A 10,578-nucleotide genomic window follows, 5' to 3' on the forward strand; every position below is an offset into this window, starting at 1 on the left:
GGCCGTCACGGTGGAGCTGGCGCGGCGGCTGGAGGACCAGGGCTTCGATCTGCGGCACGTGTTCATCGGGTCCAAGCTGCTGCCTCCGGTGCCCGAGATGCAGCAGAACATCGACGTGATGGACAGCTGGAGTGACTCCCGGATCATCCGCTACATGGTCGAGGAGACCGGCTACACCGACCTGGACGGCCTGGACCACCAGCACACCGCGTTGATGGGCCGGATCTTCCGGCATGACGTGGGCGGCGGGTACCGCTACTTCATCGACACGGTCGCCGAGGGCCCGGCCTGGAAGCTGGCGACGCCGGTCACGGTGGTGGCCGCCGACGACGACCCCGGCCTGGCCCGGGCGAGTGAGGACTACGCCGGTTGGAAGCTGCTGGCCTCCGACGTCCGGTTCTGCCGGGTGCCGGTGGGTGGGCACTACTTCGTACGGACCAATCCCGGCGCGACCGCGGGGCTGATCCAGGACGCCTGGTCCTCGGCCGCCGAGCTGGAGGGCTGACATGGACGAGATCCCGGTGCTGTGCCTGCCGTTCGCCGGGGCGGGCGCCTCGGCGTTCCGGCGGGCGCAGGAATATCCCAGCGAGCTCGTCCGGATCTGCCCGTTGCAGCTGCCCGGGCGCGAGGAGCGCTTCGACGAGCCGGCCTTCACCGACGCGGTCGCGGCGGTCGATGACCTGCTGCCGATCGCGCTCGACCTGGTGGCCGGCAGCCCGGCCGTCGCGGTGTTCGGCCACAGCCTGGGCGCGGTGCTGGCCTTCGAGCTGGCGCACCGGCTGCGCCAGTTGCCCCGGCCCGAGCTGGTGCGGGTTTTCGTCAGCGGCTCGCCGGGACCGTGGACCCGGCGCGAGAACCGGGCCACCGGGATGACCGACGAGGACTTCCTCTCCCAGGTACGGGGTTTCGCCGGCTACAGCCATCCGGCGCTGGAGCATCCGGAGCTGCGCGAGATGCTGCTGCCGACCCTGCGCGCGGACGTGGAGATGCACGAGAACTACCTGGCGCCACCGGACCGGTTGCTCGATGTGCCGATCACCTCCATCCGGGGCAGCCAGGACGAGCTGGTGTCACGGGAGCAGGCGGCCGAGTGGAACGCGGCCAGTACCGCCGGCTGCCAGCTGCGGGAGGTGCCGGGCAACCACATGTACCTCGTCGACTCACCGGCCGAGCTGGTCCGGCTGATGGACTCCGAACTCGCCCCGGCGGTGTCGCGATGAGGGCCGTGCCGGCCGCGGACCTGGCTCCGGCAGCCGACCGGCGGCTGGCGGGCAAGGTGGCGATCATCACCGGCGCGGCACGTGGCATCGGCCGTGCCTGCGCGGTGGCGTTCGCCCGATCCGGTGCCGACCTGCTGCTGCTCGACATCGGCCACGACCTGTCGGGGGTGCCCTACCCGTTGGGCACCAGCAGCCAGCTGGAGCACACCGCCCAGCTGTGCCGGGAGGCGGGCGGCCCGGCGTCGACCGTGCTCAGCGTGCAGGCCGACGTGCGCGACCTGGACGCGGTCCAGCGAGCCGTCGAGGTCGCGCTGGACCGGTTCGGCCGCATCGACGTGGTGCTCAACAACGCCGGGATCGCCGCACCGTCGGGCAAGGCGGTGCACGACATCGAGGCCGACGAGTGGGACCTGATGCTCGACGTCGATGTCTCCGGCGCCTGGCGGATGATCCGGGCGGTCGGAAAGGTGATGAGCCACCAGCGCTGCGGCAGCATCATCAATGTCGCCTCGACCGCGGGGCTGGTGGGCTACCGAAACTTCGCCGGCTACGTCACCGCCAAGCACGCGCTGGTGGGGCTGTCCAAGGCGGCGGCGCTGGACCTGGCACCGTTCAAGGTGCGGGTCAACGCCCTGTGTCCCGGCTCGGTGCGCGACGACCCGGCGGTGGAGGGCCGGATGCTGGGTGAGATCGCGCGGTCGCTGGACGTCCCGGTGGACGAGCATGAGCAGACCTTCGTCACCGCGCAGCCGATGAATGCCTTGATCGAGCCGGACGACGTGGCGGGCGCAGCACTCTGGCTGGCCTCGGACGAGTCCCGCCAGGTGACCGGCAGCGTGGTGTCCGTCGACGGCGGGTTCACCAGCCGATGACCACTGAACCGATGACAGCTGAACCGATGACAGCTGAGCCGATGACCACTGAGCCGATGACAGCTGAGCTGATGACGGCGGCGGCCCGGCTGTGCCAGGCGGTCGCGGTACGGCTGGAAACCGGTGCCGATGAGGACCGGTTGCGCGAGAACGTCCGGCTGGCGACCGGGACCCGGCTCTGGGTGGAAGAGGTGCCGGCAGGCGCGGAGTCAGCTGTCGCGGTCCGCCGCCGGGAACGCGAGCTGTCACGCCCGGTGGACCCGCAGGCCGGCCCGGGCGTCCGGGTCGTGCTGCTGCGCTTCGCCGACGGCGCAACCGAACTGGTCGCCGTCGCGCACCGGGCGATGGCTACCGACCCCCGCTCCGTGGCCAGAGCGGTGCTCACCGAGCCGGTGCCGATGCGGCTGGACACCGGACTCGACGAGCGGCTGCGTGCCGGGTTGGCCAGCCTGGACCGAGCTGATCTGCCTGACTGGGGCCTCGGCCGGAGCGGCGCGGGCACCGTCGGAGCGCAGTCGTTCACCGTGGACAGGGCTGGTGGGGCATCGCTCGCTGTCACGCTGGCTGCCGCGCTCGGCCTGGTGCTCGCCAGGTGCACCGGGCAGCAGCGGGTCAGCATCGGGCTGGATCCCCTGCACAGCATGGAATTCGACTGTGCCGCCGACACCAAGGTGGCGGACTACCTGGCTGACGCCTGCCAGGCAATGGCGCATCCGGTGACCGGCGCGGCTCCGGTCATCGGGCTGGCGGTCAGCGAGATCCGGCCGTTCGCGCAGCCGGCGCATGCCCTGTCGGTCTGGGTCGAAGACGACGGCGACACGGTGTCGGATGGCATGGTGCCGGACGGCTCGGCGCGGGGCACCTGCTGGTACCGGCACAGCGCCTTCGACCCCGCCGTGGTCGAGCGGCTCGTCCGGATGCTGGGCACGGCGCAGCGCAACCTGGCCTTCGCCGCGCCGGACGCACCGGTCGGCGACGTGGCACTCCTGGATGAGCAGCACCTGCTGGAGCTGGCCGAGCTGGGCGGCCTGGGCCAGCCGTTACCGGCAGCCGTTGCCGGCCGGCGGATCGAGGAGCTGGTACGGGCACAGGCCGGATCCCGCCCGGAGGCGGTCGCGCTGTGCTTCGAGCAGCAGCGGTTGAGCTACCGCGACCTCGACGAGCGGGCCAATCGTGGCGCACAGGCGTTGCGCGCGTCCGGCGTCCAGCCCGGTGACCGGGTCGGGGTATGCCTGGAACGCTCGCTCGACCTGGTGGTGATGCTGCTCGCGGTGCTCAAGGCCGGCGCCGCCTACGTGCCGATGGATGCCGGCTATCCCGCCGAGCGGCTGTCCTACACCGTGACCGACGCCGGGCTCGCGGTGGTGATCACCGGGTCGGCGGAGTTTCCGGAGCTTGCCGGGGTGCGGCTGCTGCACCCGGACGCGCTGCAGGCCGAGGACTGGCCGGCAACCGCGCCGGTGAGCAGCGAAGCTGCCGACGATGCCGCCTATGTCATCTACACCTCCGGTTCCACCGGCCGCCCCAAGGGCGTCGTGGTCTCGCACCGCAACGTGCTGAGCCTGCTGGCCGCCACCAGGGACGAGTACAGGTTCGCCGGCTCCGACGTCTGGACGCTCTTTCATTCCAGCGCGTTCGACTTCTCGGTGTGGGAGATCTGGGGTTGCCTGAGTACCGGCGGCCGGCTGGTGGTCGTGCCGCACTGGACCTCGCGTGACCCGCGGCAGTTCGCCGAGCTCCTGCACACCGAGCAGGTGAGCGTGCTGAACCAGACTCCCAGTGCCTTCAGCCAGCTCAGCGAGGTCGATCGGCAGCGCCGGCTGCCGGACTCGCTGCGACTGGTGATCTTCGGTGGCGAGCCGCTGGACACCCGGCCGCTGCTGTCCTGGTTCGACCGCCATCCCGAGACCGGGTGCCGGCTGGTGAACATGTTCGGCATCACCGAGACCACCGTGCACGTCAGCGCCCAGACCCTCGGGCGCCGGGAGGCGTTGACCGGCTCCCGGTCGGTGGGCCACCCGCTGCCCGGATGGCACCTGAGCGTGCACGACCCGGACGGCCGCCCGGTGCCGCCCGGGGTGCCCGGTGAGATCTACGTCGGCGGTGCCGGCGTGGCCGCGGGCTACCTGGGCCGTCCGGAGCTGACGGCGCAACGATTCGTCGAGGATCCCTATGCATCCGGGCCGCGGTACCGCAGCGGAGACCGCGGCAGGCTGCTGCCCGACGGGCGGCTGGAACACCTGGGACGGCTGGACAATCAGGTCAAGCTGCGGGGTTTCCGCATCGAGCTGGGCGAGATCCGGGCCCGGCTGCTGGACGCGCCCGGCGTCGGTGCGGCGGCCGTCCTGCTGCGGCAGGACAGCGGTGATTCCGCCGCGGCCCGGCTGGACGGCTATGTCGTGCTGTCCGGCGGTGGTGCGGTGGAGCAGGTTCGCGAGCACCTGGCCCGCTTCCTGCCGGAGTACATGGTGCCCGGCACCCTCACCGCGCTGCCGGCGCTGCCCTTGACCGCAAACGGGAAAGTCGACGTGACCCGGCTGCCGGAACCGATCGGCGCGAGCGCACCGGATCCCACGGAGATCGACGGCGACGACATCGAGGCGAGGCTGCACGCGGTGTGGCAGCAGGTGTTCGGCTTCCGGGTCGGTTTCGACGACGACTTCTTCGCCCTCGGCGGCAACTCGCTGCTCGGTGTCCAGCTGTTCGCGGCAATGCGTTCGGTCGGCCTGCCGACGCCGCCGTTGCGGCAGCTGTACCTCAACCGGACGGTGCGGCGCCTGGCCGCGGTGCTCGAGCGGGCGTGAGCAGGTTCGGCAGCGCCGCCTGAACGTGCGCCCGCGCAACGTCCAGCCGCAACCGCCGCCCGTCCGCCGGATTCCGGAGCCTGGAGAGCGGCGCAGCGCGCGGATGATAGCGTAGGATATCAGCAGGAGGTGAACCATGTCCGACGTCCTGATCCGCGACGTTCCTGACGATGTTCTCGCGGCGCTCGATTCACGTGCTGCCAGGCTGGGCCTGTCCCGTAACGAGTATCTGCGCCGACAGCTTGCCCAGGATGCTCAGCGATCGACTGCAAAGGTCACCATGGAGGATCTGCGATGGTTCACCGAGACCTTCCGGGACTTGGCAGATCCAGAGGTCATGCGCCAGGCGTGGACGTGACGACGGCTGCAGAATCGCGGCGTTGGCTCATCGACAAGTCCGCACTGGTCAGGCTGCATGAAAGTTCGGATGCCTCGGACTGGGTGTCCCGCATAGATCGAGGCCTGGTGCGTATCGCCACCGTCACGGTCTTGGAGGTTGGGTTCTCCGCAAGGTCGGCAGACGATCTACGCGCGAAACTGCGCAGACCACCCATCGCGGCGATGCCGATCGAGAACATGACGCCCAGGGGTGAAGCCCGAGCCATCGAGGTCCAGGAGTTGCTCGCCAGACAGGGTCACCATCGGGCGCCGTCAATCCCGGATCTCATCATTGCCGCCACCGCCGAGCTGGCGGGGCTCTCGTTACTGCATGTCGATAAGGACTTCGAGTTGATCGCTGAGATCACGCAGCAACCGATCGAACGACTTGGCCTTGAATAGCGACGAGAGAGTGGCGCCCGGAAGTAGTGACGAACACCGCTGGGCGGCAGACGCTATGCCACGGTTCGACAAGTCACCAGCCCTGACCTGATCGATCAATCGGGCCAGGCCCGGCGACGATCCGCCGATCACCCCGTCGCGGGCTCAGCTACCGGCCTGTCCCGTCGAATGGGGAAGTGTCGGTGTCACGACCGGCCTGTTCCGGCGGCAGGCAGAACTCGCCGATCTGTGACTGATGAGGCTCACGGAACAGTTGTGATCAATGTGACATGCTGTCGGCGCCGGTGGCCCCATGCCGCCGGCTCACTGGTGAGGAGAGCATCGGGTGGCGTTGCGTAGCGCACGGCAGGCCGGCAATGCCGCCGTGGTCGCCGTCGCCCTGATCGGTGTGCTGCTGAGCGTGCTCAGCGCCCCGGCCGGGGCCGCGCCGAAGCCCGTCAATCCCACCGACGCCCAACTTGCCGCCGCCCAGGCCCGCAAGCAACAGGCCGCACAGCAGCTCGGCACGGTGTCGGGACAGCTGGTCCTGCTGCAAGGCCAGCTGACACGGGCCGCTGCCGACACCGATGCAGCGATCGCCGCCTACGACGCGACCAACATCGCGCTGCAGCAGGCGGTCGCCGACGTAGCCGCCGCCGACCAGGCGGTCACCACCGCCCGCACCACGGTCGCCGAGGCACACAAGCAGATCGCCGGTTACGTCTTCAGCCAGTACGTCTACGGGCGCCGGCCCTCGATCACCGCGTTGCTGTCGAGCAACGACCCGAGCGGCGCACTGCAGGCGATGGCCTACCAGCGTTACCTCGGCAACGCCCGGCAGCACCGGCTGGCGACCGCTCAGACGAACACGGTGGCGCTGTCGAACGCCGAGGCAGCCCGCAAGGTGGCGCTGAGCCGGGCCGAGGTGCTGCAGAAGCAGGCCGAGGTGCAGAAGACCCGGGCGATGGCCAAGCTCGCCACCTTCCGCCAGCAGCAGGCCGAGTTCACCCAGCGCCGCACGGAGCTGACCGAGCAGACCGCCGCCGCGGCGGCGAAGCTTGCCGGCCTGACCAACCAGCGCCAGGCCTACCAGCGCTGGCTGGCCCAGGAACAAGCCCGGATCGCGGCCGAACGTGCCCGGCGGGCGGCTGAACGAGCGCGACAGGCTGCCGAGCGTGCCCGGCAGGCCGCCGAATGGGCTCGCCAGGAAGCGCTGCGCCGCCAGCAACAAGCCGCCCGCCAGCGCTCGGCCAACTCCTCCGACCAGCCGGCGTCCAATCCGGCGCCGCCGCCCTCGGCCGCGCCACCGGAGGACGACCAGCCCTGGACGCTGCCGTTGCCGGCCGGCAGCTTCTACATGTCGACCTGCTTCTGCATGCGCTGGGGGGAGTTCCATCCCGGCGATGACCTGGCCGCCTCGTACGGAACGCCGATCTATGCGATCGGGGCCGGAACCGTGGTCGCGGCGGGTCCCGCGCAGGGCTTCGGCAACTGGGTCGTGATCGATCACGGCAATGGCTTCACCTCCATCTACGGCCACATGAAGGTGCTGGCAGTCTCACCCGGGCAGTCGGTCCGGGTCGGACAGAACATTGCCTACGTCGGCACCGAGGGCCACTCCACCGGTCCGCACCTGCACCTGGAGGTCCGGATCGGCGGGATGTCGGGACCGCCCGTGGACCCTCAGGTATTCCTGGCCCGCCGCGGCGTCAGCATATGAGCAAGCCCGTCGGAGATGTGGCAGCAGGACAGCAGATTTTGTCCGGTTGACCCCCGCTCGCTATCGAATTCGAGACGCTTTCCCCTTGTCACAATGCATCAGTGGGTGTAAGCCGGTATGACCCCCGAACTCCAAGCAGCAGGAGGTCGACCATGTCTCCTATATTCGTGCGGGTGGATGTCTGGACACTGGCAGAGGATGACCCGGTAATCACCGCCTACGCCGACGCTGTGGCTGCGATGAAAGCCAAACCTGAGAGCGACCCGACGAGTTGGGCCTACCAGGCCGCGATCCACGGCACCTACAGCGTTCCGCCGCTTCCCCAATGGAATCAGTGCAGGCACGGCAGCTGGTACTTCGTCTCCTGGCACCGGATGTACCTCTACTACTTCGAGCGCATCGTTCGCGCTCAGGTCATCGCCAACGGCGGACCGGAGAATTGGGCCCTGCCGTACTGGAATTACGACGGAGGCGGCGACCACAACACCCTGCCACTGGCATTCCGCAATCCGAACCGGCCGGACGGGACGCCGAACCCGCTCTACGTCAACAACCGTAGGCCGGGCATCAATGCCGGCGCGGGCCTGCCCGGCGCGATCACCTCACCGGCCTTCGCGATGAGCCGCCCGCAATACATCGGAGCGGCCGAGTTCGGCGGCGGGGTCACCTCGTCGGCGGGTCAGTTCTGGGGACAAACCGGACGGCTCGAACAGACCCCCCACAATGATGTGCACGTGGCTATCGGCGGTCTGATGGGCGATCCGGACACTGCCGCCGAAGACCCGATCTTCTGGTTGCACCACGCCAACATCGACCATCTCTGGTGGCTCTGGGCGCAGCACCACGCAAACCCCGGCGCACCGTGGGACGGGAAGTCCTTCCAGTTCGTCGATGTGGGTGGCGTGCCAGCCTCGCTCACCGACGGTGGGGTGGTGGACACGATCGGGCAGCTCAGCTACACCTACGATCATCTGCCGTACCGGATGCGGATCCCCTGGCCTCCGATAGAGAAGTTGAGGTTGCCCGTGAACTGGCCCAGGCCCTGGCCGCAACGACGTGAGATTCCCCCGGAGCCGGCCCAGGTGGGCCCGGCGCCTGAGGTTCGCCAGCTAGTCGGTGCCACCGACGATCCTGTTCAGCTGGTCGGCCTCACCCATCGGGTGCCCGTCACGATCGACCCAGGGGTCACTCAGGCATTGCAGGATGAGGCACCCGCTGCCGACCACGAGCACCGTGCTTTCCTCGACATCGAGGACATCACTGCCGAGCGCAATCCCGGCACCGTGTACGGGGTCTACCTCAACCTTCCCGAGGATCCGAGCGACGAGCAGATCGCCGAGCACCATGTGGGCAATGTTTCGCTGTTCGGTGTCGAACGGGCAAGGAACCCGCGCGGGGACGAAAGCCCCCATGGGTTGCGGCTGTCGATGGAGATCACCGATCTGCTCGACCAGCTCGCCGGCGCGGGCGGCTGGCAGGAGGGTGAGCAGTTGCAGGTGACGTTCCGGCCGCTGACCTTGCAGCCGCCGAGCGGTGAGGATGAGCTGGCTCCCCCGATGGCCGACGTGGCCCATCCCGACCTGCCCGTCACGATAGGCCGCGTCAGCGTCCACTTCGCGTGATGACCAACGCCGGTGTCGGCGTCGGGGCGGCGTACCGGCCGCGACCGCGCACTCTGCACCGGCTGAGGCGGCGGCGTCCAGAACTGGGCGCTGCCGTGGTCGTCGGGCTCGCCTGGGTGCTGCTACTGGTGCTCGACAGCTCACACGGCGGCGCGGCGATGACCGGGGCGTTGCTGTCCATGCCGGACATGGCGGCGCCGGCCGGCAGGTGGCCGGGTGCTGACCAGCTGTCGCACCTGATCATCATGACGGTGGCGATGATGGGTCCGGCCGCGTTGAGCGGTATCCGGCACACCGGCGTGAACAGCCTCCGCTGGCGTCAGCAGCGTGCCATGGCCGAGTTCGGGTTGGCCTACCTGGCCGTCTGGACCGCCTTTGCGATCGTCGTCCTGGCAGGCTCGTCGCTGGCCTCCGGCGTTGGCGAACCGGCTTTGTTCTGTGCGGTCCTGGGGATCGCCGCGGCCTGGCAGCTCACGCCGTACAAGCGGCACTGGCTGCGCAGATGTCACCGAAGCGTCCCGCTGCCGCCGCGAGGCTGGCGGGCGGAGAAGGCCGCGCTCACGTTCGGCCTCCGCAACGGCGGTGCGTGCCTGGGATCGTGCTGGTGCCTGATGCTGGTCATGGTCGTGGCGCCGAGCGGACAACTGTTGTGGAGTGTGGTGCTGTGCGCGGTTTCCACCCTTGAGCGGCTGTTGGAACGGCCTGGCCGCGTGACCCGGCTCGCCGCGGTCGCGTTGGGCGTCGCCGCGGTCTGGACGCTGGCCCTGGGCATCTCCTGATGGTCCTTCCCATGCCTGGAAGGAGTTGCTAGCGTCGAGAAGCCGCTCTTACTCGCTGTGACCGACTGCTTTCGGCATGGCGAGGGAGGTACCAGGTAAGGAGCACCATGATGCGTCGGACGCCGCGGAACCTGCTGACCGGCCGGATGGCCCTCCTGATACCCACCGTCCTGATCGCGGCATTGATCGCCACATTCGGCGCGGCCGGGCCTGCCCGCGCCGCCGATCCTCAGCCGGGCGCGGTGTCGGTGCCCGGCAGCTTCGGCAGTGAGGTCGGCTGCCCCGGCGACTGGCAACCGGAGTGCTCGCAGCTGCAGCTGGCCCAGCGCGGCAATGACGGCATCTGGTCGCTCACCCTGGCACTGCCAGCGGGAAGTTATGAGTACAAGGCCGCGCTGAACAAGAGCTTCGACGTCAACTACGGCAAGGGCGGCGTGCAGAACGGTCCCAACATCGCGATCACCGTCCCGGCCGGCGGCAAGAACGTCACGTTCTACTACGACAACGCCACGCACTGGGTGACCGATGACCTCAGCACCCCGATCGTGACGGCCGCCGGTGACTTCCAGTCCGAACTCGGCTGTCCCGCCGACTGGTCCCCGGACTGCCTGAGGTCGTGGCTGCAGGACCCGGACGGGGACGGCACCTACACCTTCACCACCACCGCGATCCCGCCGGGCAGCTACCAGGTCAAGGCAACCGTCGGCCTGTCCTGGGACGTCAACTACGGCGCCGGTGGAACACCGGGCGGTGCGAACATCCCGTTCAAGGTGAGCGGCGCGGGCGAGGCCATCACCTTCAG

9 protein-coding genes and 1 pseudogene are annotated in these 10,578 nt (G+C 69.3%); all 10 read left to right on the forward strand.

Translation table 11 applies throughout. The features are described from left to right. A partial coding sequence (locus tag VF542_RS15360; protein WP_408652573.1) for a thioesterase II family protein occupies window positions 1-505 on the forward strand: 505 nt, incomplete at its 5' end. A 1-nt stretch (window position 506) separates the two neighbouring features. Further along, the gene (locus tag VF542_RS15365) at window positions 507-1,220 is read left to right on the forward strand and encodes a thioesterase II family protein (protein WP_408652574.1); all 714 of its coding nucleotides are present in this window, start codon (window positions 507-509) and stop codon (window positions 1,218-1,220) included. After that, the gene (locus VF542_RS15370; RefSeq protein WP_408652575.1) at window positions 1,217-2,092 is read left to right on the forward strand and encodes an SDR family oxidoreductase; all 876 of its coding nucleotides are present in this window, start codon (window positions 1,217-1,219) and stop codon (window positions 2,090-2,092) included. Before VF542_RS15365 ends, VF542_RS15370 begins: the two co-directional genes overlap by 4 nt. 41 nt (window positions 2,093-2,133) lie before the next feature. Beyond that, the gene (locus VF542_RS15375; protein WP_408652576.1) at window positions 2,134-4,896 is read left to right on the forward strand and encodes an amino acid adenylation domain-containing protein; all 2,763 of its coding nucleotides are present in this window, start codon (window positions 2,134-2,136) and stop codon (window positions 4,894-4,896) included. A 136-nt stretch (window positions 4,897-5,032) separates the two neighbouring features. Beyond that, window positions 5,033-5,254, forward strand: a complete 222-nt coding sequence (locus tag VF542_RS15380) for a FitA-like ribbon-helix-helix domain-containing protein (protein WP_408652577.1) — start codon at window positions 5,033-5,035, stop codon at window positions 5,252-5,254. Continuing rightward, complete coding sequence (locus VF542_RS15385; protein ID WP_408652578.1) at window positions 5,245-5,676, forward strand: PIN domain nuclease; 432 nt, start codon at window positions 5,245-5,247, stop codon at window positions 5,674-5,676. Before VF542_RS15380 ends, VF542_RS15385 begins: the two co-directional genes overlap by 10 nt. Window positions 5,677-6,001: 325 nt before the next feature. After that, complete coding sequence (locus VF542_RS15390; protein ID WP_408652579.1) at window positions 6,002-7,375, forward strand: M23 family metallopeptidase; 1,374 nt, start codon at window positions 6,002-6,004, stop codon at window positions 7,373-7,375. A 167-nt stretch (window positions 7,376-7,542) separates the two neighbouring features. Then, window positions 7,543-8,997 carry a tyrosinase family protein gene (locus VF542_RS15395; protein WP_408652580.1) on the forward strand — a complete coding sequence of 485 codons (1,455 nt, stop codon included), beginning with the start codon at window positions 7,543-7,545 and terminating at the stop codon, window positions 8,995-8,997. After that, window positions 8,997-9,776 carry a DUF2182 domain-containing protein gene (locus tag VF542_RS15400; RefSeq protein ID WP_408652581.1) on the forward strand — a complete coding sequence of 260 codons (780 nt, stop codon included), beginning with the start codon at window positions 8,997-8,999 and terminating at the stop codon, window positions 9,774-9,776. Before VF542_RS15395 ends, VF542_RS15400 begins: the two co-directional genes overlap by 1 nt. Window positions 9,777-9,886: 110 nt before the next feature. Next, a pseudogene (locus VF542_RS15405) lies at window positions 9,887-10,578 on the forward strand (hypothetical protein); the annotation flags it as partial.

The organism is Jatrophihabitans sp. (genome assembly GCF_036389215.1).
Taxonomy (GTDB): Bacteria; Actinomycetota; Actinomycetes; order Mycobacteriales; family Jatrophihabitantaceae; genus Jatrophihabitans_A.

Excerpts from the sequence above, each read along its gene's own strand:
- VF542_RS15365 (WP_408652574.1), top strand. The coding sequence starts at position 507 with ATGGACGAGATCCCGGTGCTGTGCCTGCCGTTCGCCGGGGCGGGCGCC.
- VF542_RS15370 (WP_408652575.1), top strand. The coding sequence starts at position 1,217 with ATGAGGGCCGTGCCGGCCGCGGACCTGGCTCCGGCAGCCGACCGGCGG.
- VF542_RS15375 (WP_408652576.1), top strand. The coding sequence starts at position 2,134 with ATGACCACTGAGCCGATGACAGCTGAGCTGATGACGGCGGCGGCCCGG.
- VF542_RS15380 (WP_408652577.1), top strand. The coding sequence starts at position 5,033 with ATGTCCGACGTCCTGATCCGCGACGTTCCTGACGATGTTCTCGCGGCG.
- VF542_RS15400 (WP_408652581.1), top strand. The coding sequence starts at position 8,997 with ATGACCAACGCCGGTGTCGGCGTCGGGGCGGCGTACCGGCCGCGACCG.